Origin of the sequence: Massilia glaciei (assembly GCF_003011895.2) — a bacterium.
Lineage (GTDB): Bacteria > Pseudomonadota > Gammaproteobacteria > Burkholderiales > Burkholderiaceae_D > Telluria_A > Telluria_A glaciei.
Map to the genome: position 1 here is coordinate 1 of NZ_PXWF02000299.1, position 25337 is coordinate 25337.

Sequence of the window (25337 nt, forward strand, 5' to 3'; positions counted from 1 at the left end):
TACCGCTTAGAACAAATTCACCGTGAAGACGGGGATATTGTTTGGCAAAAGTGGCCGGCGCTCTGATATAATTCGCCACTAGTCGGGGCGTAGCGCAGCCTGGTAGCGTACTTGCATGGGGTGCAAGGGGTCGAGTGTTCGAATCACTCCGTCCCGACCAATAGAATCAATGAGTTAGGCCAGCCTTCGGGTTGGCCTTTTTCACATCTGGGGCTTCGTGTCCGTCGCGTGTCCGGATTTTCGCCGAGTCAGACGGACACGCGCCGGACACGGCCGCGTCCTCTTGTCGACCGAGTCAGCGCCGGCATGCCAGGGGTATAGTTTTCAACGCGACCCTTTGAGCAAAGGGCGCGGACATTTGCTGGCGCTGGTGATCTCGTAGCGCTTGAGCAAACGCGCTAAATGGTCGCAAGCGAACTTTTTGCTGAGCACTAACCCGCGCAGCATCGCTTCCTCACGCAGACAATACACAGTTTCTGCCGTTCGCTTTGGCCCCGTACAGCGCGCTGTCGGCCCGCTTGATGGCTTCACCGATATCTTCGCCCGGTTGCAATGCCGTGACCCCGAACGATGCGGTCATCTGCTGGCCGCAAGGCCAGATCTGGTTTGGCATCGCTGCCCGCAGCTTTTCGGCCAGGCCGTGCGCCTCGGTCCCGCTCGTGCCCAGACAAACAATCAGAAATTCTTCGCCGCCCCAGCGCACCAGTTTGTCCGTGGTGCGGATAGCGCGTTGCACCGACATGGCGAAGGCGCGCAGCACTTCGTCGCCTGTCGCGTGGCCGTGCGTGTCGTTGACGCGTTTGAAGTGGTCAAGGTCGATGAACACCACCGCCATCAGATCGCTGTGCGGCCCCCGGTATCGCCACTTGTTTAACAGGCCGTCGCGCAAGCCTTCGCGGTTGAGTGCGCCCGTGAGGGAGTCGAAATACACCTGCCAGCCAGTTCCCGCGTCTCCAGTTCCAGTGCGCTATTGATCTGACTGAGTAAGGCGAGCCGGTTGCTGCTACTGCGCAGTAGCGAGCGGTAGCGCAGCAGCGCATTGGCTAGCCATACAAGCGCGCAGACAATCCAGATAGATACCAGGATCAGCAAGAGATTGTTCTGACGAATCAGCTTGCCGTGAAACTTAATTGATCGCAGCGTTACCCGATGTTGCCCGGCCGTTTCAGGGGCGCCGATTAAAAGGTCGATTGCGGTAACGTTATCGATGCGCATATCAGTGTGCAAGGGCGGGGTGTTCCGCATGTCGATCCACCAGGGTGCGGTCCGCAAAATTGTGACCGGGACTGTCACGATGCCTTGCCGCGGCATGTCGAAGGTGAGTTCAGTGACTTTCTGGGACATATAATCCTGCAAAGTCGAACGGCCAGGTTCGAAACTGTGGAGGTAGAACCGCACCATGCGCTTACCGGGTCCTTCATAGTCGAGGTCAAAACTGATCGAATCAAATTTGGACAGATCGATGCCTTTGTCGTCACGACTGAGGCTGAACTGGTAGCCGCAATAGGGCAAAGGAAAGGTAGAGCGCAAATCGCAATCCATAACGAGCGCATCCGCTTTGCGAGTCAGTGTGGCAACACCACCATTCTGGGCATCGTGTTGCTCAAGAACGGTCAGCTCGACGCCGCCGAGGCCGCGCTGCGCGCCGGCATGGCCAAGGTCGGTGAGACCACAGCGCTGCTCACCAATCTGGCCAAGGTGTTTGGCGAGCGTGGCGACGAGGCGCGGGCCGAGGCAACGCTGTGGCAGGCGGTGCGGGCCGATCCCAATTTCGAGAACGGCCTGCTTTGGTGGCTGGCGATCGAGCGCGATCGCGGTGGCGAAGACGGCTATCTGCGGGCGCTGCGCACCGTCGCCGCGCTGCCGGGGAGCTGGCGGGCGCAACTTTGGCTGGCGCGCCATCATTTGGAACACAATGACGTCGAGGCGGCACGCGCGCTGTACGCCGACGTGCTGGCGGGCGGCTTGTTCGACGGCGGTGCGCTGATGATGCTTTCCGGCGACTTGGGCAACAATGGCCAGATTGCGCTGATCCTCGAGCTGATCGGCCGGGTCTACGACGAACACAAGCACGACCCGATGGCGGGGCTCAACCTGCTGCAAGCCTGCCAGGAACTCGGCAAGGTGGACGAAGGCGAAGCCCTGCTTGGCCGCATGTACGCGCTCGACTTTGTGCCAATCAAGCAGCAGCTCGACCAGTTCGCGCACGCCTTCATGGAGATGCGCAAGCAGGCCGCGCATGGCACCCCGGTCAACGCGGAGAATCTCACAATCAGCACCATCACCCTGAGCCAGCCAGTCTGGCACTACGGGTTGCGCAATGCCGACTGGCTCTTCTCGAAGAAAGCGCAAGACGCGCCGGAGGTCGGTTTCTTTGCGCTTTCCAAAACAGCCGGCGGCACTGAAGGCGCCGAATCACAACGCGAAGACGAACTGGGTCGTCTTACCCGCGCCATACCGCTCTATCTGGCAGAAGCCGCGCACTACTGGAGCGATTACGCGGTCAGCAGCTACTTCCAGATCGTCGAAGGTGGCGGGCCGGTCGTATCTGGCGGAGAAGCCGACGCCAACGCGCTGTTCGACCTCGTTCCGGGCGGGATGAGGTATTTCGTGACGGGCGAGATCGGCTGCACCGGCGAAGGCGAGGGCATGCAGTGGCGGGTCGCCCTTACCCTGTGGGACTGCATCGCCCGCGCCAAACAGACAAGCGAGAGCGGCACGGCCAGCTCGGCCGAACTTGGGGACCTTGTGCTCAGGCTGGAAAGCGGTATTCTGACCCGGATCGGTTTAAAGCGCGAGCAGCCACTGGACGAGTTCTATCAGCGACCCACAGCGGCGGTTATGTCGGTCTATTTGCCCGAGCTTGGGCAAGCCCTCATGCTGACATTGCTCGCCAACGGGCACATGCCGAAATCGGCGATGTGGGGCGAGCGCGCGATGCTCGACTGACCGATCAACATGGCCCTGCATTGGCCGACGGCCGAGGTGCCGAAGCTGATGGTCGTCTCCGGCCTGGGCAAGGCGCTGGACTACCAGTCGGACGTCCTGCCCGAGTATAAGGAACGTAGTTTGCAACTGCTTCGTGAAGCCGAGCAAGTGAACGGCCCTGCCACCCGTCTGGCACCGCTCGTGTGGCGAATTTTCGGGATGACGGACGAACTGCGGAGGCACATCGAGAATCAGCCGGCTGATGCGGACCCGGCTTACAAGGCATGGTTGGAAAGGGTGGCAAGGTAATGGCGGTAAGTCTGGTCGCCAACGCCGCCAACCCAAACCCAAACCCAAACCCAAACCCAAACCCAAACCCAAACCCAAACCCAAACCCAAACCCAAACCCAAACCCAAACCCAAACCACATCGTCCCCGCCCGCCCGCGCGCACTGCTGTGCGGAATAATCACCTGGAGATCGCACCGGTGCGAAAATTGGTGTTTAACGCGACAGAAATCGAGCTACCGGACTTCATCAACAAAATACCCGACCCAACGTCATCCCCGCGAAGGCGGGGACCCATGCTGAGCTTGCCTATACGCGGAGTTCAAACCTTCAGGCTTGGGAACGACGTGGTGGTAGTTCGCTCATGTGGTCGTTCGCTGAGTCCCAGCCTTCGCGATTTTTGCCTCCGCATCACTACCTCCGCATCACTACCTTCGCTTGCTAAGGAGTCGTTCTAATGTTCGTGGCGATGGTGTATGTCCGGGTAATGCGGATGCCGGTGCAGCAGCGCCGTATGGCTATGCGAATGCGCATGGGATTTCGCGTTATCCCATTCAAAATCGTGCTCATGCTGATGATGCGCATCGTGGCTGTGCTCGTGCAAATGCGTCATCGCTTCGTGCTCGTGATCATGGTCGTGGGATTCGGTCAGATGCATCCAAAGTCCTGCGCCCATCAATGCCGCGGCGACCCAGAAGACCGCGCCGGGGATCTCGCCAAGCAGGATCAGTGAAACGATCACGCCAACAAACGGCGCCGCCGAAAAATAGGCCCCGGCGCGCGCGGTGCCAAGGTGTCTAAGCGCAAGCACAAACAGCACCAGGCTTAGTCCGTAGCCGAAAAAACCAACAAAGCCGGCCAACGCCACGGTGCGCATGTCGGGCCGCACATATCCCAAGAAGAGGGCAATCCCCAAGTTGACCGATCCGGCAATCAGTCCCTTGATGCAGGCAATCTGCAACGGGTCGCTTGCCGACACCTTGCGCGTGAGGTTGTTGTCCACCGCCCAGCACAGGCACGCCCCGACGATCGCGAGGGCGCCCCAAGGCACGCCAAGCACGGGAATTTGTTCCCATGACAGGATCGCCCCGGCAACGACTATCAGCAGCATGCCGATGAAAATCCGGCGGTCAAAGTTCTCCTTAAATACAAACCACGCGAGCATCGCGGTGAGCACACCCTCGAGGTTGAGCAGCAGTGACGCGGACGACGCCGGCGTCAAGGTCAGGCCGATCATCAGCAGCACGGGGCCAGCGATGCCGCCCGCCACGATCGCGCCACTAAGCCAGGGAAGGTCGGGCGGCGTCAGCGACACAGGTTTTTCAGTGCGCATGAAGATCGCGCGCACAACAATGCAAAGCAGCAAACCGATACCGCTGCCCAGGTACAGCATGCCCGCAAGCGCCACCGGTGAAACTTGTCCCACAAGAATCTTCGAAAATGGCGTGCTCGCGCCAAACAGCGCAGCCGCGAGAAGACCGTAGATGACGCCGATATGCATCGAATTTTTCACGGGGCAATTTTCTGGAAGTGGCATGGGTTCCCGGCATCCACCGGCCGGTTTTCAGCGAAGGTGGCGTCCGATTGAGCCCACGCAAGGAAGAGCATTTTCTCATTGCGAAAGTAAGCAGTGCGATTCGGTAGAGGGACTGACATGGCCAAAGATGATGTGATCTTACTGCACGGCGACATAGTAGAAAGTCTTCCAAATGCCACTTTCCGCGTGAGGCTGGAGAATGGCCATATCGTGATGGGACACATATCGGGAAAGATGCGTAAGCACTACATCCGCATCCTTCCCGGGGACAAGGTCAGTGTCGAGCTGACCCCTTACGACCTGAGCAAGGCGCGCATCGTATTCAGGGCCAAGTAGCGAAACCTGGTCCAATCCGGCCCTCACCCCGGCACGGACGGGATGACGTTGCTGGTCTCGCTGTCTGCGCCGCTGGCGACAATGCTGATCGTCCCGAAGACGTCGCCGTCCGCGTCGCCCAACGGACGCGGCTCCATCGGGCCCGCCGGCAGGTCGAAATTCATATCGCTCCGGCGCAGACCGGCGACAAACCCGTCCCAGTCACCCAATCGCACATTGACCTGAAAAACGATCAGTTTGTTCGAATACGGTTTGATGTCGGTGACCATCGCGCCGCAGTCATCGAGCAGTTTCCTGGCAACCTGCATGGTCTGGCTTGCGGTCTGTTTTGGATACGCGGCAAATTGGAATGCGGGTGCGTGCAGGGATCGCATGGTGGCTCTCTTGATTGACGTTTATGCCATTGTGAACGCAATCACGGCCGCAGGGCGTCCGCGACGATTCCGCCTATCATGTCGGCGGTCGCCGCCGACAGCGTCCAGCCCAGATGCCCGTGCCCGGTGTTGTAGAAAACCCCGGGATGGCGCCCGCCGCCCACGCGCGGCAGCATGTTCGGCATCATCGGCCGCAGTCCCGCCCACGGAACCAGGTCGCGCGTGCTCACCCCGGGGAAGCATTGCTCGACCCAGTGAACCAGCGGGCGTATGCGGTCGGCGCGGATGTCGTGGTTGTGGCCGTTGAATTCGGCGGTGCCGGCGACCCGCAGGCGCGCCGCCCCAAGGCGGCTGGCCACCAGTTTGGTGGCGTCGTCGAGCAGGCTCACTTGCGGCGCGCCGGCGCGGCTGTCGGCGTCGTGCAAGTTGATGGTGATCGAATACCCTTTGACCGGATACACATTGACCCTGTCGCCTAGCATGGCGGCCAGCGCGCGGCTTTCCGTGCCGGCGCAGACCACGACCGCATCGAAGCGCTCGCGCTCGCTTGCGTGGACGTCTCCGTGGCAAACGTTCACGCCGCCGTCGACCGCCTTCGCGGCCAGCACCGACCGTCCGTACAGGCAGCGCACGCCGAGCCTCCCGGCGGCGGCGGCCAGCCCGGCCGTGAACTTGTGGATGTCGCCGCTGGCATCGCTCTCGGTGTAGAAGCCGCCGTAAAAGGCGCCGGCCAGCGCCGGTTCGATGGCGCGCATCTCCGACGGTGTGACACGGCGCTGCGCCAAGCCACCCTCGGCCAGCAGTGCCGAGACGGCGCCCGCATGGTCGAAGCTGGCCTTGTCGCGGTAGATATGCAGGATCCCCTTGTGTTTCAGATCGAAGTCGATGGCTTCCTCGCGCGCCCACGAGAACAAATGTTCGCGCGCGGCCACCGCCATCCGCGCCGTCGCCACCGTGTTGGCCCGGTAGTGGGGAATCGCGGCCGCGAACTCGGCGAACCACGACAGCTTGTGCCAGCTCGGGCGCGGATTGACCAGCAGCGGCGCGTCCTTGCGCAGCATCCAGCGCAGTCCCTTGAAGATGGTGGAGCGCTGGTTCCACGATTCGGCGTTGGAGGCCGACAACTGGCCGCCGTTGGCGAACGAGGCCTCCATGCCGGGGTAGCGGTGGCGTTCGATGAGGGTGACGGCGAAACCGCGCCTGGCCAGCGCGTAGGCGCTCGTTACGCCGGTGATTCCGCCGCCGATGACTGCAATGGTTTTCATAAGTGGACGGATTCGATTGTGGGATTGAGGTCGGATCCGTATGCCTTGGCACGTCGAATACCCCTCTGCCCCGGGAGATTTACTCGCGGTGGCGCTCTGCGAGCGTTGGAGCTTCCGGTTCGGTTGCTCCTTCGGACGTTGGATGCTGTCGCATCGTCCGGCTCTGCCGCTATCGCGCCGGGCGCAAGCCCGGCAAAAACACGAACTGCATCATATCAGGATTGACCGGCTCGCTCCTCCACCCCCATATGCATATCGGGTTTTACTACCTTTTTGGCCGGACTGGCCCTATGATCACGTCACAAAAATATTAACTTGGAGCGTATGTGGCACATTTTACTAAAATCCCTTCCATCGCTGCCGCAATGGTGCTGGCGATGAGCAGCACCGCGAGCGGCGCCGAATCGGCCGCGAGCACCCTGTCGCCGCCAGTGGCGGCCAAGTCCGCGTGGCAGGAAACGCGCCACGGCGAAGCCGTCACCGACGACTACCGCTGGCTGCAGAAAAAGGAGCGGCCCGAAGTCATCGCCCACCTCAACGCCGAGAATGCGTACACCGAAGCGGTCACCGCCGATATCGAGCCGCTGGCCGACAAGTTGTATGCCGAGACCAAGGGCCGCATCCAGGAGGTCGACTTGTCGGTGCCGGTGCGCCGCGCCGAGTACTACTATTACACCCGCTTCGAGGCGGGCAAGCAGTATCCGATCAATGCCCGCCGCCGCGCCGGCGCCAACATGGCGTATGACGACAAGGCCGCCGAGGAGATCCTGCTTGACCAGAACGAACTGGCCGCCGGCCAGAAGTTTTTTTCGGTCGCTGCGTTATCGGTCAGCCCGGACAACTCGCTGCTGCTGTACTCCACCGACACCACCGGCTTTCGCCAGTACCAGTTGCACGTCAAGGACCTCAAGACCGGCAAGCTGCTCGACGCCAGCGCGCCGCGCGTGACCAGCGTGGCCTGGGCCGCCGACAACAAGACCATCTTCTACGTGCAGGAGGACCCGACCACCAAGCGCGCCGACCGCCTGTTCCGCATGGCGCTGGGCAGCGCGCCGGTGCAGGTGTACCACGAGGCCGTGGAGCAGTTCAACATGGGCGTGCGCAACTCGCGCGACCAAAAGTTCATCGAGCTGCGGATGGGCGCGACCGACACCAGCGAAACACGCTTGCTGCCGGCCGACCAGCCGAACGGCAACTTCCGTTCGCTGGGCCGCACCAAGGGCCACCGCTACAGCATCGAGCACCGCGACGGCGAGCTGTTCATCCTGACCAACAAAAACGCCAAGAACTTCCGCCTGGTGCGCGCGCCACTGGCGCGGCCTGCGGAAAAAAACTGGAAGGAAGTCGTCAAGCACGACCAGAACGTCCTGATCAACAATGTCGAAGTCTTCCAGGACTACATGGTCGTCGGCGAGAAAGCCAGCGCGCTGACGCGCATGCGCATCTACGACTTCAAAAAGAAGACCTGGAAGTCGGTCAAGTTTGACGACCCGGTCTATCTGGCGCGCAGCGCCGGCACGCCGGAGTTTTCGTCGACCCGCGTGCGACTCTCCTACCAGTCGCCGGTGACCCCGCCGACGGTGCTCGACGTCGACATGGCGACCGGCGAGCGCACGGTGCTCAAGCGCCAGGAAATCGTCGGCGGCTACGACGCCTCGCGCTACGAAAGCAAACGCCTGTGGGCCACCGCGCGCGACGGCGTCAAGGTGCCGCTGTGGGCCGTGTATAAAAAGGGCGTCAAGTTCGACGGCAACGCCCCGTTGCTGTTGTATTCGTATGGTTCGTACGGCATCCCGACCGAGGCGACGTTCTCGATTCCGCGCATCAGCATGCTCGAGCGCGGCGTGATCTACGTGCAGGCGCACATCCGCGGCGGCACCGACCTGGGCGAGGCATGGCATGACGACGGCATGCTGATGAAAAAGAAGAACACCTTCTACGACTTCATCGACTCGGCCGAATTCTTGGTCAAGGAAAAGTGGACCAGCCCATCGCGCATGATCATCCAGGGCGGCAGCGCCGGCGGCCTGCTGATGGGCGCCGTGGTCAACATGCGTCCCGACCTGTTCCACGCGGTGCATGCGGCGGTGCCGTTTGTGGACGTCATGAATACCATGATGGACGCCAGCCTGCCGCTGACGACCGGCGAATACCTCGAGTGGGGCAACCCGAACGAAAAGGCGGCCTACGATTACATGCGCAGCTATTCGCCGTATGACAATATCGAGCGCAAGGCCTATCCGGCCATGCTGGTCACCACCGGCCTGAACGACAGCCAGGTGATGTACTGGGAGCCGGCCAAGTACGTGGCCAAACTGCGCGCCCACAAGACCGACAAAAATCCGCTGCTGCTCAAGACGAACATGGGCGCCGGCCACGGCGGCGCCTCGGGCAGGTTCGACGCCATCAAGGAAGGCGCGTTCAACACGGCCTGGATGCTGTCGCAGTGGGGCATCAAGGAGTAGGCAGGCGGCGTTGCCGGGGCAGGGTGGAACAGGGCCGGCCCGGCACGCAGGTCTCGCCTCGGCCCCGTCTTGGGCGCGCGTCGCGTTTCACCTGCGCGGCGCCACCCTGGGCCATGCAAAATTGAATAGTTAAGCCCTCCGCCATACAAAAACGCTTAGCTCCGCGGCCCGATGCTTGTCGTCCGTAACAAGCGTACTTGCACGCGCGATCATTCCACAGCGCCAAGCGCGGGTCTACCATCTTCGACAGGCAATGCGAGTTCCGGGCGGGCGTGGAACTGCAATCATGTCGAAGGCGAGGATGCAATGACCAAGTCGATCATGTTTCTGTTTGCGTTCATGCTGGCCCAGGCCGGTCAGGCGGCCGGGGGCGACACCGCGCCGCGCCAGATCCGCGTCGCCGGCGACGCCGATTGGCTGCCGTCCATTTACCGGGCCCACAACGGCGAGGCGCGCGGCGGCGCCATCGCCTTGCTCGACAAGCTGGCCGCGGCGCTCAAGGTCGATGTGCTGGTCGAGCGCGACAAGCCATGGGCGCGCCAGCTCCACGAGGTCGAGACCGGCCGCCACGACCTCGTCGCCGGCCTGTACCGCACAAGCCAGCGCGAGGCAAAATTCGTCTTCAGCGAGCCCTACGCGACCGAGGAAACCCGCATTTTCGTTCCCAGCGGCAGCAAGTTGACCGTCAACAGCCTGGCCGACCTGGTCGGCAAGGTCGGTGTGATGCCACCGTCGGCCTCGTTCGGCGCCGAGTTCGACCAGTTCGCGCGCAACCATCTGCGCATCCGCGAAATACGCGACATCAAGATCCGTCTGCAACTGCTCAGCGAGAACAAGGTCGACTTCATGGTCTTCGCCAAGGATGACGGACTTCAGAAGATCAAACAATTGGGATTCGAGGGCAAGATCGTGGTCCTGCCGCTGGCCGTGGCGACCAACGATGTCTGCTTCGCGTTCTCGCGCCGCACCGTCGCGCAGGAATTGCTGCCGCGCATCAACGAGCTGATTCGGAAAATGCGCGGCACGGGCGAACTCGACAAGCTGATCACGGCGCACAACGGCGCCCAGCCGCGCTGAGCTAGGGCGCCCTGTGGCCGACCCCAAGCTGCCCGAACAGACCGTGCAGCAACGTGCTGACCGGTCCGTTTCTCCACACCAGTTCGATCGTCTGGTCGTAGCTGAAAATGTCCGGCCGGATCCGTCGCAGCGGGATGCTGGCCGACAGCGCGCCGGCGAAGTGCTCGGGCAAAAAGCCCACATAGTCGCCGCTGCTGATCAGCAAGGCGACCGCCTCGATGCTGTCGGCGCTGGCCGCGCGCCGCAACACGCCAGCGAAGCCGCGCAAGGGCAGGCTCTCGGTGTACGGGTCCTCGACCAGCTCCAGGCAGCCGTCTTCGCTCAGGTCGATGTCAAGGTCGCTCTTGCGGTAACAAGGATGCAATTCCGAGCAGTACAAACTGCTTTTTTCAGAATACAGCGGATGGTAGGTCAGGCCGGCCGGCTTGTCGCGCCCGCTCAGCACCCCGGCGTCGAGTTCGCCGTTGAGCACCTGCCGTTCGATGTCGTGCGGCTTGCACACCGACAAGCGAACCCGCACCCGCGGCGCCTTCTTCCGGTACGCGTGCATGGCCGCCGCGAGCGGGAATTGGGGGTCGGTTAGCAGGGCGTCCATGACGCCCAATTTGAGCTCGCCCACCGGGTCAGCGTGCAAGGTGTTGATATTTTCGCGGAACGAATCTAGCGCGCGGAACAATTCCTGCACCGCCGCGTGGACCAGCAGCCCGTGCGGCGTCAGCGAGAAGCCGGAGCGCCCGCGGTTGCACAGGCGCGCGCCGCATTTGTCCTCGAGGTCCTTGATGTGGCGGCTGACGGTCGACAAGTCAGCCTGCAGCTCGGTGGTCGCGGCCGACAAGCCGCCGCTGGCGACGACCACGCAAAAAATGCGCAACAGCCTGATGTCGGCGTCCGACATCGTGTCCATGTAGGGCGCGATGCCGGCCCCAAGCTTGCGGGCCGGCTCAACTGAACTTGTTTCACCTGTCATTCTTCGAACCTTGCTGGGGGGATAAGATAATCAAAAGTTGCGTTGCGGATAGTCACGCAAGTGTAACAAACCGGAACAGCAGTTCACACCCGAAGCGAAAGAATACCCATGTCGAACCACGAATTCGCGTACCGCAGCGCCGGCACCTACCTCAATTGCCCGTCCGCCAAAGAGGCGCCGGAGCTTCCGTTCGGCATCGCCGGGCTGACCTTCGACGGCGCCGTGAGCAACCGACCGGGCGCGCGCTTCGGTCCGCAGGCGATCCGTTCGGCCTCGCGCATGTTGTGCGACGCCACCCATCCGCTGTTCGACACCACGCCGCTCGGCCAACTGTGCGACGCCGGCGACCTGCCGCTGCCCAACACCGACATCGCGGCCATGCGCGCCGCGCTCATGCCGCAGGCGGCCGCCCTGCTCGACGCGCACCACATGGTGTGGATCGGCGGCGACCATTCGGTGACCCTGCCGATCCTGCGCGCGCTCGTCAAGCGCCACGGCGGCCCGGTCGCGATCGTCCATTTCGACGCCCACTGCGACACCTGGCAAGACCATTTCGGCGAGCCCTCGGGCCACGGCACCTGGGTTTCCGAGGCGATCCGCGAGGGCTTGATCATTCCGGCCGCGACCGTGCAAATTGGCATCCGTTCGGCCGCCCAGCGCGAGGCGCGCGAGTATGTCAACACCTGCGGCGGGCGCGTGTTCCCGGCGCGCGAACTGCGCGGCCTGGCCAACCCGGCGCAATTGGCGCCGCTGCTCGGCGAGATCCGCGACCGCATGGAGCGTGCCGGCAATCCGCCGCTCTACCTCACGCTCGACATCGACTGTCTCGACCCGGCCTTCGGCCCCGGCACCGGCACGCCCGAGCCGGGCGGGCTGGCTACCGACCAGGTGCTCACCATCATCGAGGAACTGGCCGACCTGAACTGGGTCGGCATGGATTGCGTCGAGGTCGCGCCCGCCTACGACCACGCCGAATTGACCAGCAACGCGGCGTCCGCTTTCATCTGGACCTATCTGTGCGGACAGATCAAAAAGCGGGGAGGGAAAGCGAAGTAATCGCGCCGGGTGAAAACCACATCGTCCCCGCGTGCGAGGTTGACGCGAAACCAACTCTTCATTCCCGCGAAGGCGGGAACCCATCGTGAGCACGCGGTTATGCGACGCTGGCCAGTTTAGACGCACTGTTCCCGGGCCTGAAGGTTCGAACTCCGCGTATAGGCAGGCTCAGCATGGGTCCTCGCTTTCGCGAGGATGACGGGTATTTGGAGTAGCCCAGTTTCCCCCCACGCGGCTCCTGGAACAACCTAATGAACAATCTCAGCGCGCGGCGGGGAAGATAAAAGCGATGCAACTGCGGCACCTTGAAGTCTTCCACGCGATCATGCAGGTGGGCTCGGTCACCGGGGCCGCGCGCATGCTCGATACCTCCCAGTCGTCGGTGAGCAAGGTGTTGCAGCACTTCGAACTCCAGCTCGGCCTGCCGCTGTTCGAGCGCAAGGCGCGCAAACTCTATCCCACCCCCGAGGCGCGCCGCCTGTACCAGGAGACCGACGGCCTGGTCGCCCATCTGCAGGGTGTGCGCCGCCTCGCCGCCACCTTGTCGCAGCACCCCGGCGACGTGCTGCGGGTGGCGGCCACGCCGTCGATCGCCGGCGCCGTGCTCGCGCCCGCCGTTATCGCCTGGCGCCGGCGCTTTCCGCACATGCGCTGCGAACTTTCCACCTACCACACCAACGACATCGTCGCGCGCCTGCTGCTGGGCGAGGCCGACATCGGGCTCTCGCTGCAGGACCCGCGCCACGCCGGCATCGGCGCCTCGGTGCTGGCCGAGCACGTCGTGATGGTGGCGGCGCCGGCGCTCACCTGGCCGCGCGCCGCGTGCGCGGCGCCGCTGCCGGTCGCCGCGCTCACTGGCGAACTGATCGGCCTGGCCGACAGCGACCCCGTCGGCGCGCTGGTGCGGGCCGCGCTCAACGCCCAGGACCTCGATCCCGTCTGTTCCACCGTTGTGCAAACGCACCAGTTGGCGGTGGCGCTGGTGGCCGCCGGCCACGGCATGGCGCTGGTCGACCCGTTCACGGCCGCGTCGATGGACCCGTCTGTGGTGCAAACGCGACAGTGCGCGCCGGCGATGCCGGTCTCGATGTTTTTACTCGTGCGCGAGTACGCCGTGCTCGCCGACCCGGCCCGCGCACTGGCGCAGCACATCGCAAAGGCCGCGTGCGCCTCGCTCAAGCCGCTGGTTTAAATGCCTTTTAGTTATGGCTTTACCCCCCCTTTTCATGCTCGGCGCAACAGTCCGACGCAGGTGTAAAAAAGCCCCGCAAAACCCGCACAAGCGCCCGCCGTCATAGGGGGAATCCGCAAGGGAGGAGGTCGCAACTTTTGTAAATCTAACCAATGCTTGCATGTTTGAACAACTGAACTTGCCCTTTCGGTCATTCCGTCCAACATCGACGCCGCATAAGATTATTCCCAGAAGTATTTACTTCATAAAAAAGAGCTAAACCCAAGGGGAACGTCATGAAAACCAAACAATCGACCATCGCGGCCGCAGTCTCGGCGGCACTCATTTCACTGTCCGCCCCTGCCGTCTGGGCCCAGCAAGCGGCGCCGGCTGCCACACCGCAATCGAAGGACGCCAAGCTCGACGCCAAGGACGACGCGATCACCAAGGTTTACGTGACCGCCTCCAAACGCAGCGAATTAGCCTCCAAGGTGCCCTACAACGTGACCGCCATCGGCGAGGAAGAACTGCGCCGCGAAAACATCACCGACGCCAAGCGCCTGATCACCGAGAGCGTGAGCATCAGCGCCCCGGGCAACAGCGCGCGCTTCACCGACTCGGTCACCGTGCGCGGCCTGAACGTGTCCCCGGTGAGCGCCAACAACATCGAACAGTTCGTGCGTTCCACACTTGCCTACTACCTCGACGACACCCCGCTGCCACACATGGGCTACCGGATCAAGGACGTCGCCCGCGTCGAAACCCTGCTCGGACCGCAGGGCACGCTGTACGGCAGCGGCAGCCTCGGCGGCACGGTGCGCTACATCACCAACCAGCCCAAACTGGGTAAAACGGAATTCAAGGTCAACACGGGCTTCTACCAGACCCAGAACGGCGGCATCAGCAACGACACCGACCTGGTCCTGAACCTGCCGCTCGGTTCGAGCGTGGCATTGCGCGCCTCGGTCGCCCGGCTCGACGAGAAGGGCTACACCGACCGCGTCTCGAACCCGCCATGGAATGTCAACAATGGCGCCGGCACCTGGACCACCAAGCCGGACGCGAACCAGAACGTGTACGAGGACGACGACTGGCAAAAGGTCAACGGCGGGCGCGTCGCGCTGCTGTGGAAAATCACCCCCGACCTGTCCGTGACGCTGGCGCACACCCAGCAAAACCAGCTCGCGCACGGCAGCAGCGGCGTGAGCCTCACGCCGCTCGGCATCGCCAACGCGACCACCGCGGCCGAAAAGCTCGCGGTCTGGAACTTCGACCGCTACGGCGCGCAATGCGGCCCGGAAGGCAAGACCGCCTGCCCGACCTACACCAACGCGTTCACCACCCCATACGCGGTCAACGACCATACGATCCTGTCGCGCTACGAGGAATTCTCGGACCGCTCGTTCAAGCTCGATTCGATCGACTTCGACTGGAACCTCGGCTTCGCCAAACTGCATTCCTCGACCTCGTACTTCAGCGACGAGCGCTTCGGCCAGGCCGACTACACCGACAAGGGCCACGTGTTCTACTTCCTGCTGGGCGACTCCGGCGCCAGGATCAAGAGCGGCCGTTCGGCCTACATGACGTTCGACAACCGTTACACCGGCCTGGCCCATGAGACGCGCCTGACCTCGACCGGCGACGGCCCGATCAAGTGGATCGCCGGCCTGTTCCACACCCGCACCGACCGCAGCCTGAAGTTCTCCGAATGGATGGCCGGCCTCGACGCCTACAACGGCATCGACCGCAATGCCAAGGGCGGCCGGGTCGACGAGGGCTACGCCGAGGATCTGGCCAAGAAGTACACCGAGACGGCCGTGTTCGGCGAAGTCGGCTACCGTCCGAACGACAAATGGCTGATGACGCTGGGCGGGCGCGTGTTCAAGTTCGAGGACACCGCGCGTTCGTACATCAAGGACTTCACCTACGATCTGGTCGACAGCGACAAGACCAACTCCACCAGCGACAACGGCAAGGCCTACTTCAAGTTCAACACCTCGTACCAGTTCAACCCCAATTTGTTGTCCTACCTCACCCTGTCGCAGGGCTACCGTCCGGGCGGCATCAACGGCTTCCGCGACTTCGGCGCCAACAAGATCACCAAGGAGGGCAACGAGTACGCGCCAGATTCGACCTTCAACAAGGAGCTGGGCCTGAAGGGTTCCTTCCTCGACCGCAAGCTGTACGTGGAAACGGCCATCTACCGCATCGAGTGGAAAGACCCGCAGACCTACCGCGCCCAGGACGTCGAAAACGGCTTCCCGATCAACGGCACCACCAACGGACCGAAGGCGCACACGCAGGGCTTCGAATTCGCCGCCCGCTACAAGTTCAACTCCAACTGGAGCACGACCTATGCGACCGCCACCACCATGGGCGAGCTCGACGAGACCAGCACCCATTGCCTGTACCAGGTCACGACCACCGGCTGCAGGACCTTCCACGCCGGCGACAAACTCGGCGGCAGCGCCAAGTGGAAGCACAATGCCGGCGTGCGCTACAACACGTATTTCGACAACGGCATGTACCTGAGCGCCGGCCTGAGCGGACGCTACGTGGGCACGGTCCGTTCCGACCGCGACACCAACGGCGTCCCGCCGACCCTGTTCCCGTCCTACGCGATCTACAGCGCCAATGCGACCCTCAGCAGGGACAAGTGGGACCTGAGCGTGTACGTGCGCAACCTGGCCAACAGCCAGGCGCAGGTGTCGTCGCAGCCGATCGGCATCACCGGCGCGCGTCCGATCTACGCCCAACCGCGCACCATGGGCGTCAACCTGTCGTATCAGTTCCTGTAACAGGGAGGAGGGCGGCTATGCACGCAGTTCGCAGCATCATGGTTTGCGCCCTCATCGCGATGGCGGGGGCGGCTTGTTCGACCGGGCAACCGGCCGCGCCGGCCGCCCCCGCCACAGCTCCCGCCGCCGCCGAGCGGCTCGAGCAAAGTTTCAAGGCTGTCCTCAGCGACCCGCGCCACGGCATGTCCAGCTTTTCCGTGCTGGCGATCCGTGGCGGCAAGGTCAGCTACGAGGGGCAGTTTGGCATGCGCCACATCGACAGCGGCAACCCGTCGCTGAGCCGGGCGGCCACGCCGGCCACCATGTACCGCATCGCCTCCATTTCCAAGCTCGTCACCACGATGGGCGTCATGCGCCTCGTCGAACAGGGCAAGCTGCACCTCGACGAGGATGTCGGCACCTACATCGGCTTCAGCCTGCGCAATCCCGCTTTTCCAAACACCAAAATCACGCTGCGCATGCTGCTCAGCCACACCTCCTCGCTGCGCGACGAGGCCGGCTACAGCTGGGGCGCCAACGTCGCCCTGCGCGACGTGTTCCACCGCGGCGGCGCGCTGTGGGCCACCCACACCGTCCCCGGCGCCCATTTCGCCTACAGCAATTTGAACTGGGGTGTCGTCGGCACCCTGATGGAGGCCGCCAGCGGCGAGCGCTTCGACCGCCTGATGCGCCGCCTCGTGCTGCAGCCGCTGGGCCTGCGTGGCGGCTACAACGTGGCCGAGTTCTCCAGCGCCGACTGGTCCGACACGGCCACCCTGTACCGCAAGCGCGTCGGCGAGGGCGCCTGGAACCCGGGCGGCCCGTGGGTCGCGCAGGTCGACGACACCAGCGCGCCGGCGCCGGTCGTCGCCGGCCTCGACCGTTACGTGGTCGGCACCAACGGCACCCTGTTCAGCCCCACCGGCGGGCTGCGCATCTCGGCGGCCGATCTGGGCAAGATCATGCTCATGTTCATGGACCAGGGGCGCCACGCGGGCGCGGCCTTTTTGCAGCCGGCCAGCGTTGAGGCGATGTTCTCGCGCCAGTGGACCTACGACGCCGGCAACCGCAATGGCGACACCCACGGCGGCCTGTTCGCCGCGTGGGGTCTGGGCACGCAGCACTTCGAGCACCAGGCCGGAGCCAAAAGCAGCCTGGTCGAAGGCGGCGGCTTCGCGGCCTCGGGCCACCTCGGCGAGGCGTATGGATTGCTTTCCGTGTTCGCGCTCGACTTTGCGAACCGCAACGGCATGGTGGTGCTGATCGGCGGCACCATGCACGACCCGGCAAGTACGCCGGGGCAATACTCGGCGCTCTCGAGGCAGGAGGAATTGCTCCTCACGCCGCTCTACGAGAACGCCGTTCTTCCCTCTCAATAAACCTATAGAACGAGACACGCCCGCAGTTTGGGCGCAAGGCCAAGCCAGGGTCCAAGCGCGGCACCGCCACGCCTGGAGAACTCTGTCACGGCCATTACAACCAGGAGGAGACTATGAAAACCATACTAAAATCCCTATCCGTCAGTGCTGCCTTGATGTTGGGGGGGAATGCCTACGCCCTATGTCCGGACGGCGCGACCTACGACACCGCCACCACCACCTGCGTGACCTCGACCAATGCCTTCGGTCCGTTCACAAAGGCGATGGTGACGGCTTGCCAGAACGCGGGCGCCGGCACGTCCTGCACCGCGACATATTCCTACTTGGTCAACGGGAAAGCGGTCAGCCTGCAGCGCTATGCGCGCACCTTCGCGACCAATCTGCGCGGCACCGGCAGTTGCGCCATCGGCGCGGTGCGCTCGACGACCTATGGCGGCCATTGCTTCGAACAGACCACGGTGACCGGCGGCTTGAACTATGTGCTCGGCAACTTCACACTTGAGGAAGTGGCCAAGTGCGAAGCCCAGGGCGCCGGCACCGCCTGCTACACCAACCGCTGGGAAGCCGGCCTGTATCTGCGCGTCAAGGGCGCGGCCGTGCCGCCGCCGTCGGCTTCGGTCAACAAGTACGGCGCCTGGTTGTTCTACATCGACGCGCTCGGCAAGACCCACACCCAGCTGGCCGACCAGCTCAAGGCGCAGGGCGTCAAGCGCATCTACATCAAGATCGCCGACGGCTCGCAGGCGTGCTCGCTGTTCCCCGACGCCTGCCTCAAGGCCACCACCGACATCTACCGTTCGCGCGGCATCGAGCCGTGGGCATGGGCCTACAACCGGCCGGGCACGGCGGCGGCGCAGGCCGACGCCCTGTACCAGTCGGCCAAGGCCGGCTACGTCGGTTTTGTGAGCGACATCGAGGTTGAATTCGACGGCCAGACCACCGCCATCGACACCATGTTCCAGGCCTTCCAGGCGGCGCGCGAGCGGGCCCGCGTGGCCGGTTACATCGCCGGCGCGGCGACCAACTTCCCGATCGGCGCGACCAGCTGGGGCAATCCGCGCGACCATGGCATGCGCGTCGACATCATCGACAAGTACGTCGACTTCCACATGCCGCAGGTCTACCTCGAAGTCTGGGGCAGCACCTACATGGCCGATCCGAAGCGCTGGATCGAGTCGACCAACTGCGAATACCGTGCGATGGGAGCGAACAAGCCGATCTGGAACATCGTCTCGACCGAGCACGACGTGATCACCGGCGCGCAGCTGGAGATCTTCATGGCGGCGGCCGGCCCGAACGCGTCGATCTGGCGCATCCCGGGCGGCGGCACCTCGACCGCAATCTGGAACGACTGGGCCGGTGTCAATTGGGCGCGCAACAACTTCAGCGAAGCGAACTGCGGCGCGGGCAACAACAAGATCACCGACTACATGACCGCGCCTACCGCGCCGGTGCCGTCGGTGACCGTGCCACATTGGTCGCAACTGGCCAACGCGGTCAACCCGAACGGCAGCTGCAGCATCACCTCGATGGCCATGGTGACCGACTTCTTCAACCTCACCAGCGCCACCACCTTGGGCCAGCGCACGCCCGACTACCTGCAATCGCGTTTCGGCGTGCGCCAGACTGTGCCGTCGCTGGCCGACGTGTTCAACACCATCGCGCGCGAGAAGGGCAGCTCGCTGCGCGACTACGGCACCACCACCGGCACCATCGCGCAGTTGCGCCAGCGCGCCAGCCAGGGCAAGCCGACCATCGTGCATGGCTGGTTCACCAACCCGGGCCATATCATGACGGTGACAGGTTGGAACGGCAGCGAGTACACTGTCAACGATCCGTATGGCAAGTGGTTGCTGGTCACCGGCAGTTACGACACCACCGTCTCGGGCAAGGGGCAGAAGTATCCCGCCGCCGCGTTCGACCGTGCCATCAACGACAATGGCCTGGGTAACGATCTGTGGCTGCACATCTTCGAATGAGCGCCGCGGGTGTGACACCGGTGCTTGGCGCGGCGATGGTCGCGGCGGTCGCGGGCGGGATCTGGCTCGCGCTGACCTGGCACGGGGCGGGTGCCGGGCCGGTCGACGCGCCGCCGCGGCAGGTTGTCGCCGCGATCGCCGCCGCGGTGGTCGCGGCGCCTGCGCCGCAACGCGCGGGCGCGCCGGCGCCGCAAGGCGCTGCCGCCCCTGTGGTGGTGTCGAAGCGGGCATCGCCGTTCGGGATCGTGCCGAAGGGTACGGTCGTGGAGGACGACCAGCCGGCGCCACCAAGCGCCGGGGCGCAGGCGGTTCCGCGCCGCTTGGAGAGCGATTATCCGAGGCACAGCGGTCGCTGATCGAGCGCGCGTGATCGGAAGTAGTGGAGCGCCGGTCCGGCAACAGCCGGGCCGGCGCGCCTGTTTTAATGCTGGAGCAACGCAGGAGCAATGCATGCTTGGATTCGTTTTACGCCGCCTCTGGCAAATGCTGCCGACCATGGCGGGCGTCGTGCTGCTCGTGTTTTTCTTGTTCAATTGGGTCGGCGGCGACCCCGCCTACATTTTGGCCGGCAAGATGGCCAACGCCGAGGACATCGCCAACATCCGGCGCCAGCTCGGCACCGACCAGCCCTACCATATTCAGTTGTGGATCTTCGTCAAACAGATCCTGACCTTCGACTTCGGCAACGCCTGGAGCACCGGCGAGCCGGTCTCGCACATCATCGCCAGCCGGCTCGGACCGTCGCTGACGGTGCTCGTGCCGTTGACCATACTCGAGACTTTTTTCGGCATCGCGCTGGCGCTGGCGGTCGCCTTCGTGCGCGGCTCGCTGACCGACCGCGCCGTGATGGTCGCCTGCACCGTCGGCATGTCGATCAGCATTTTGGTCTACATCATCGTGTTCCAGTACGTCTTCGCCTACCAGCTCGGTATGTTCCCGGTGCAGGGCTGGGGCGAGAGTTTCAGCGAAAACCTGCTGCGCTACGCCGCCCTGCCGATTTTGATCGGCCTGGCCGTGTCGATCGCGCCCACGCTGCGCCTGTACCGCAGCTTCGTGCTCGACGAGGTGAACCAGGACTATGTGCGCACCGCGCGCGCCAAGGGACTGTCCGAGCGGCGCGTGATGTGGGTGCACGTGCTGCGCAACGCGGCCATCCCGATCATCACGCACGTCATGGCCAATTTGCCGGCGCTGCTGATCGGCGCGTTTCTGCTCGAGCGGTTTTTCGGCATTCCCGGCATCGGGCGCGAGGTCATTCTGGCCGTCGAGCGCAGCGATTTTCCGGTGATCAAAGCCATCACCATCTACGTGGCCGCGGCCACCATGATCTTCAATCTGCTGGCCGACCTACTGTACCAAGCCGTCGATCCACGCGTCAAACTGAAGTAGGGGCGGACCAATGATGAACCAAACAGCCTCGCCCGGATTGTGGGCGCTCGCCTGGAAGCGCCTGCGCGACGACAAGATCGCCATGGGCGCGCTGGGCGTGGTCGCCATGTTCCTGCTCATGCTGGTGCTGTCGTCGTCCGGCCTGATCGTGGCCGACTGGGAGGACGAGGTCGCGCTCAGCTACGCGCCGCCCGGCTTCACCGACACCGGCGCAAGCGCGCGCGCGGCGCGCCAGGCCGCGGCGCCGCGGGCGCTGCCGCCCAACGCGTCCGATCCGCTCGCCGCCGACATCGCCGAACTGCGCGCCGGCAGCGGCGCCGTCAAGCTCGCGCCCAACGTGCCCAAGCAGGCAACGCTCGCGTTCGGGGCCGACAAATGGGGCCACGACATCGTCAAAAAAACCATCAAGGGCGCCGAGACCTCGATCGTCGTCGGCCTGGTCGCGGCGCTGTTGGCGGTCACGCTCGGCACCTTGTTCGGCGCCTTCGCGGGCTACTTCGGCGGCGCCGTCGACGACCTGTTCAACTGGTTCTACAGCATCTTCACCTCGATCCCGTCGATCCTGATGATCCTCACCGTGGCCGCGGTGCTGAACCAGAAGGGCGTGATGACGATCGTGCTGATCCTCGGGCTGACCGGCTGGACCGGCCCGTTCCGCCTGATCCGCTCGGAGTACATCAAGCACAAGGGGCGCGAATACGTGATGGCGGCCGACGCCATCGGCGCCTCGCACATGCGCAAGATGTTCTCGCACATCCTGCCCAACGTGAGCCACGTGGCGCTGGTGCAGATGTCGATTTTGGTGGTCGGCTTCATCAAGGCCGAGGTCATTTTGTCCTTCCTCGGCTTTGGCGTGCCGGTCGGCGTGGTCTCGTGGGGCAGCATGCTCAACGAGGCGCAAAACGAGCTCATTCTCGGCAAATGGTGGCAGCTCACCGCCGCCGCGGGCGCGATGGCGCTGCTGGTGACGGCGTTCTCGCTGTTCACCGACGCCCTGCGCGACGCGCTCGATCCAAAACTTAAATAGGGAGGCGGCATGCTGCTAAAGGTACGCGACCTGCGCGTGACGTTCAGGCTCGACAAGCGCACCACCTTCGAGGCGGTCAAGGGCATCTCGTTCGACGTGCCGCGCAACAGCACGGTGGCGCTGGTGGGCGAGTCCGGCAGCGGCAAGTCGGTCAGCTCGCTGGCCGTCATGGGCCTGCTCGCGCCCGGGACGACCATCATCGACCCGGCCGGCAGCATCGAGTTCGACGGGCGCGAGCTGCTGACGATGTCCGGCGCCGAGCGGCGCCGCATGTGCGGCAAGGACGTCTCGATGATCTTCCAGGAGCCGATGTCCTCGCTCAACCCGGTGTTTTCGGTAGGATTCCAGATCGGCGAGGTGCTGCGCCAGCACATGGGCATGAACGCGCGCCAGGCGCGCGCGCGCACGCTCGAACTGCTGGCCGAAGTGGGCATACCCGACCCGGCCCAGAAAATCGACGCCTTTCCGAGCCAGATGTCGGGCGGCCAGCAGCAGCGCGTGATGATCGCCATGGCGATCGCGTGCGAACCGAAGCTCTTGATCGCCGACGAGCCCACCACCGCGCTCGACGTGACGATCCAGAAGCAGATCACCGAGCTCATTTCGGCGCTCCAGAAAAAGCACCAGATGTCGGTGCTGTTCATCACCCACGACCTTGGGCTGGTGGGCGAGATCGCCGACCGCGTGATCGTGATGCGCCACGGCGAGGTGCGCGAGGAGGGCGGGGCGGCGCAGGTGTTCGCGCGGCCGGCCGACCCGTACACCCGGGCCCTGCTCGACTGCCGCCCGCGCATCGACCAGCGGCCGCTGCGCCTGCCCGTGATCGACGATTACCTGTCGGGGCGGGTGACGCTGGACGCCGCGCAGCCGCAGCGCAGCCGCGGCTATCTTGACACCGACGCGCCGGTGCTAGTGGTGAACAAGCTTAGCAAAAGCTTTTTCGTGCGCGAGGGCCTGTTCGGCAAGCGCGAATTCAAGGCCGTCAGCGACGTCTCGTTCACGCTCCCGCGCGGCAAGACGCTCGGCGTGGTGGGCGAGTCGGGCTCGGGCAAGACCACGGTCGGCTTGACGCTGCTGCGGCTGCACAAGGCGACCGGCGGCACCGCGATGTTCGAGGGGCGCGACCTGATCTCGATGCCCGAGCGCGAGTACCGCGCCTACAAGCGGCGCATCCAGATCATTTTCCAGAACCCGTACGCCTCGCTCAATCCGCGCTTCACGGTCGGGCAGATTTTGCTCGAGCCGATGCGCATCCACCAGATCGGCGCCAACGACGGCGAGCGCACCAAGATGGCGATGCAGTTGCTCGACAAGGTGGGCTTGCCGGCGCAGGCATTCCACCGCTATCCGCACGAGTTCTCGGGAGGCCAACGCCAACGCGTGGCGATCGCGCGCTGCCTGACCATGAAGCCCGAGATACTGGTTTGCGACGAGTCGGTGTCGGCGCTCGACGTGTCGGTGCAGGCGCAGGTGCTCAATCTGCTGCAGGATCTGCAGGACGAATACGGCATGAGCTACATCTTCATTTCGCACGACCTCTCGGTGGTCAAGTACATGGCCGACCAGGTTATGGTGATGCACCAGGGGCGGGTGGTGGAGTTGGCCAATTCGGACGAGTTGTACCGCAATCCGGTTCATCCGTACACGCGCACGCTGCTGGGCGCGATTCCAGCGGCGGCCGGGGGCGCCCGAGCTTAAACCCCACCACCACATCGTCCTCGCGGATGCGGGGACCCATAGAACGGTTGCTATGCGCTAGCGTTCTATGGGTCCCCGCATCCACGAGGACGATGTTGGAATTTATTGTGGTTAAAAATTGGTTCACGATTTCTGTCTATCTCAAACACTGAAATTCGCATTTGATAAATCTACCAAAAGGAGAGGGACGCCATGTTCCCTGAATTAATCGACACCCCGCAACACCTGCGCCGCCTGGCCGAAGAGCATGGCACGCCGCTGTGGGTGTACAAGGCCGACATCATCGCCGAGCGCGTCGCCCAGTTGCGCCAGTTCGACGTCATCCGCTTCGCGCAGAAGGCCTGCTCGAACATCCATATCCTGTCGCTACTGCGCCAACAGGGCGTGCTGGTCGACGCCGTCTCGTGCGGCGAGATCGAGCGCGCCGTCGCCGCCGGCTATGCCTCGGGCGCCGCGCAGCACGGTCAAATCGTGTTCACCTGCGACGTGTTCGACCGGCATAGCCTGGCGCGCGTGGTCGAGCTCGAGATCGACGTCAACGCCGGTTCGATCGACATGCTCGAGCAATTGGGCGCGGTCTCGCCCGGCCACCGCGTCTGGCTGCGCGTCAATCCCGGCTTCGGCCACGGCCACAGCGCCAAGACCAACACCGGCGGCGAAAACAGCAAACACGGCATCTGGCACGACGATGTCCCGCTCGCGCTCGCCATGATCCGCAAACACCGCCTGAAACTGGTCGGCCTGCACATGCACATCGGCTCCGGGGTCGACTACGGCCACCTGGCCCAGGTGTGCGGCGCGATGGTCGAACTGGTGCGCCGCCGCGACGTCAACCTCGACGCCATCTCCGCCGGCGGCGGGCTGGCGATCCCGTACCGCCCCGGCGAGCCCAGCGTCGACACCGGCCACTATTTCGAACTCTGGAACCAGGCCCGCCGCGAAATCGAAGGCTTCCTCGGGCATCCGATCGGGCTCGAGATCGAACCGGGCCGCTTTCTGGTGGCCGAGTCGGGCGTGCTGGTGTCCGAGGTGCGGGCCACCAAGTCGATGGGCAGCAAGCACTATGTGCTGGCCGACGCCGGCTTCAACGACCTGATGCGCCCGGCCATGTACGGCAGCTTCCATGGCATTTCGCTCATCGACGCCCAGGGCGCCCTGAAAACCGACGTCGAAACGCGGCCGTCGATCGTCGCCGGACCCCTGTGCGAATCGGGCGACGTCTTCACCCTGGGCGACCAGGGCGTGGTGGCGCCGGTCGCGCTGCCGGGGGCGCAGGTCGGCGACATGGTAGTCTTCCACGATGCGGGCGCTTATGGCGCGTCGATGTCCTCGGGCTACAACACGCGTCCGCTCGCGGCCGAAGTGCTGATCGAGGGCGACGCCAGCCGCTTGATTCGGCGCCGTCAAACGGTGGCCGAAATGATCGATCTGGAGCGCGTCGGTTGAGCGCCCATTAACAACTTAGGAACACTATGACCAAAGATACCAAGGCCGCATTCTCGTGGATCGATCCACTGCTGTTGTCGGCGCAATTGAGCGACGACGAGCGCATGGTGCGCGACGCCACCGCCGCCTACTGCCAGAACAAGCTCCAGCCGCGCATCCTCGAAGCGTTCCGCCACGAG

General features: G+C 64.0%; 21 protein-coding genes, 1 tRNA gene and 1 pseudogene. 17 read left to right on the forward strand and 6 right to left on the reverse strand.

What is annotated here, in order from left to right; all coding sequences use genetic code 11:
- Positions 1–83: 83 nt before the first annotated feature.
- Positions 84–160: transfer RNA gene (locus tag C7C56_RS22990), tRNA-Pro, on the forward strand.
- A 294-nt stretch (positions 161–454) separates the two neighbouring features.
- Here the strand turns inward: C7C56_RS22990 and C7C56_RS22995 are convergent.
- Positions 455–889, reverse strand: a complete 435-nt coding sequence (locus C7C56_RS22995) for a GGDEF domain-containing protein (protein WP_229458941.1) — start codon at positions 887–889, stop codon at positions 455–457.
- Positions 871–1542, reverse strand: coding sequence for a hypothetical protein (locus C7C56_RS23000; RefSeq protein WP_146204611.1), 672 nt, complete (start codon positions 1540–1542; stop codon positions 871–873). Before C7C56_RS23000 ends, C7C56_RS22995 begins: the two co-directional genes overlap by 19 nt.
- Positions 1543–1596: 54 nt before the next feature.
- Between C7C56_RS23000 and C7C56_RS23005 the strand changes: the two genes are divergently transcribed.
- Both C7C56_RS23005 and C7C56_RS29090 read left to right on the forward strand, forming a co-directional pair.
- Positions 1597–2949, forward strand: a complete 1353-nt coding sequence (locus C7C56_RS23005; protein ID WP_181373317.1) for a tetratricopeptide repeat protein — start codon at positions 1597–1599, stop codon at positions 2947–2949.
- Between the two features lie 9 nt (positions 2950–2958).
- Positions 2959–3237, forward strand: coding sequence for a hypothetical protein (locus C7C56_RS29090; RefSeq protein WP_181373318.1), 279 nt, complete (start codon positions 2959–2961; stop codon positions 3235–3237).
- Positions 3238–3669: 432 nt separating this feature from the next.
- Here the strand turns inward: C7C56_RS29090 and C7C56_RS23015 are convergent, their stop codons facing one another.
- Positions 3670–4716 (reverse strand): EamA family transporter, encoded by a 1047-nt coding sequence (locus C7C56_RS23015; RefSeq protein ID WP_106759713.1) that lies wholly within the window; start codon positions 4714–4716, stop codon positions 3670–3672.
- 153 nt (positions 4717–4869) lie between these two features.
- Between C7C56_RS23015 and infA the strand changes: the two genes are divergently transcribed.
- The gene (gene infA, locus C7C56_RS23020) at positions 4870–5088 is read left to right on the forward strand and encodes a translation initiation factor IF-1 (protein ID WP_106759698.1); all 219 of its coding nucleotides are present in this window, start codon (positions 4870–4872) and stop codon (positions 5086–5088) included.
- A gap of 23 nt (positions 5089–5111) precedes the next feature.
- Here the strand turns inward: infA and C7C56_RS23025 are convergent, their stop codons facing one another.
- Both C7C56_RS23025 and C7C56_RS23030 read right to left on the reverse strand, forming a co-directional pair.
- Complete coding sequence (locus tag C7C56_RS23025) at positions 5112–5462, reverse strand: hypothetical protein (protein WP_146204613.1); 351 nt, start codon at positions 5460–5462, stop codon at positions 5112–5114.
- A gap of 41 nt (positions 5463–5503) precedes the next feature.
- Complete coding sequence (locus C7C56_RS23030) at positions 5504–6727, reverse strand: D-amino acid dehydrogenase (RefSeq protein ID WP_106759700.1); 1224 nt, start codon at positions 6725–6727, stop codon at positions 5504–5506.
- 377 nt (positions 6728–7104) lie between these two features.
- On the opposite strand from C7C56_RS23030, the gene C7C56_RS23035 reads away from it, so the two are divergent.
- Positions 7105–9192, forward strand: coding sequence for a S9 family peptidase (locus C7C56_RS23035; protein WP_229458942.1), 2088 nt, complete (start codon positions 7105–7107; stop codon positions 9190–9192).
- Positions 9193–9498: 306 nt separating this feature from the next.
- Positions 9499–10269 (forward strand): transporter substrate-binding domain-containing protein, encoded by a 771-nt coding sequence (locus C7C56_RS23040; RefSeq protein WP_181373319.1) that lies wholly within the window; start codon positions 9499–9501, stop codon positions 10267–10269.
- A 1-nt stretch (position 10270) separates the two neighbouring features.
- Here C7C56_RS23040 and C7C56_RS23045 read toward each other — a convergent pair whose 3' ends face one another.
- A complete protein-coding gene (locus C7C56_RS23045) occupies positions 10271–11236 on the reverse strand; it encodes a LysR family transcriptional regulator (protein ID WP_106759703.1) in 966 nt (321 codons plus the stop codon).
- 108 nt (positions 11237–11344) lie between these two features.
- Here C7C56_RS23045 and speB point away from each other — a divergent pair, with 108 nt between their 5' ends.
- The 11 genes and pseudogenes from speB to C7C56_RS30095 all read left to right on the forward strand — a co-directional run.
- A complete protein-coding gene (speB, locus tag C7C56_RS23050) occupies positions 11345–12292 on the forward strand; it encodes an agmatinase (RefSeq protein WP_106759704.1) in 948 nt (315 codons plus the stop codon).
- Positions 12293–12581: 289 nt separating this feature from the next.
- A complete protein-coding gene (locus C7C56_RS23055) occupies positions 12582–13484 on the forward strand; it encodes a LysR family transcriptional regulator (protein WP_106759705.1) in 903 nt (300 codons plus the stop codon).
- A gap of 275 nt (positions 13485–13759) precedes the next feature.
- Entirely contained in the window at positions 13760–16261 is a 2502-nt protein-coding gene (locus tag C7C56_RS23060) for a TonB-dependent receptor (protein ID WP_106759706.1), read from the forward strand.
- A gap of 17 nt (positions 16262–16278) precedes the next feature.
- Positions 16279–17619, forward strand: a complete 1341-nt coding sequence (locus tag C7C56_RS23065) for a serine hydrolase domain-containing protein (RefSeq protein WP_229458943.1) — start codon at positions 16279–16281, stop codon at positions 17617–17619.
- 113 nt (positions 17620–17732) lie between these two features.
- Positions 17733–19598, forward strand: coding sequence for a C39 family peptidase (locus C7C56_RS23070; RefSeq protein ID WP_106759707.1), 1866 nt, complete (start codon positions 17733–17735; stop codon positions 19596–19598).
- Positions 19595–19954 (forward strand): hypothetical protein, encoded by a 360-nt coding sequence (locus C7C56_RS23075; RefSeq protein ID WP_106759708.1) that lies wholly within the window; start codon positions 19595–19597, stop codon positions 19952–19954. The genes C7C56_RS23070 and C7C56_RS23075 overlap by 4 nt, the downstream gene beginning before the upstream one ends.
- A gap of 94 nt (positions 19955–20048) precedes the next feature.
- Positions 20049–20987, forward strand: a complete 939-nt coding sequence (locus C7C56_RS23080; RefSeq protein ID WP_106759709.1) for an ABC transporter permease — start codon at positions 20049–20051, stop codon at positions 20985–20987.
- A gap of 10 nt (positions 20988–20997) precedes the next feature.
- Positions 20998–22014, forward strand: coding sequence for an ABC transporter permease (locus C7C56_RS23085; RefSeq protein ID WP_106759710.1), 1017 nt, complete (start codon positions 20998–21000; stop codon positions 22012–22014).
- Positions 22015–22023: 9 nt separating this feature from the next.
- Complete coding sequence (locus tag C7C56_RS23090; RefSeq protein ID WP_106759711.1) at positions 22024–23712, forward strand: ABC transporter ATP-binding protein; 1689 nt, start codon at positions 22024–22026, stop codon at positions 23710–23712.
- A 192-nt stretch (positions 23713–23904) separates the two neighbouring features.
- Positions 23905–25158 (forward strand): diaminopimelate decarboxylase, encoded by a 1254-nt coding sequence (gene lysA, locus C7C56_RS23095; protein WP_106759712.1) that lies wholly within the window; start codon positions 23905–23907, stop codon positions 25156–25158.
- A gap of 26 nt (positions 25159–25184) precedes the next feature.
- A pseudogene (locus C7C56_RS30095) lies at positions 25185–25337 on the forward strand (acyl-CoA dehydrogenase); the annotation flags it as partial.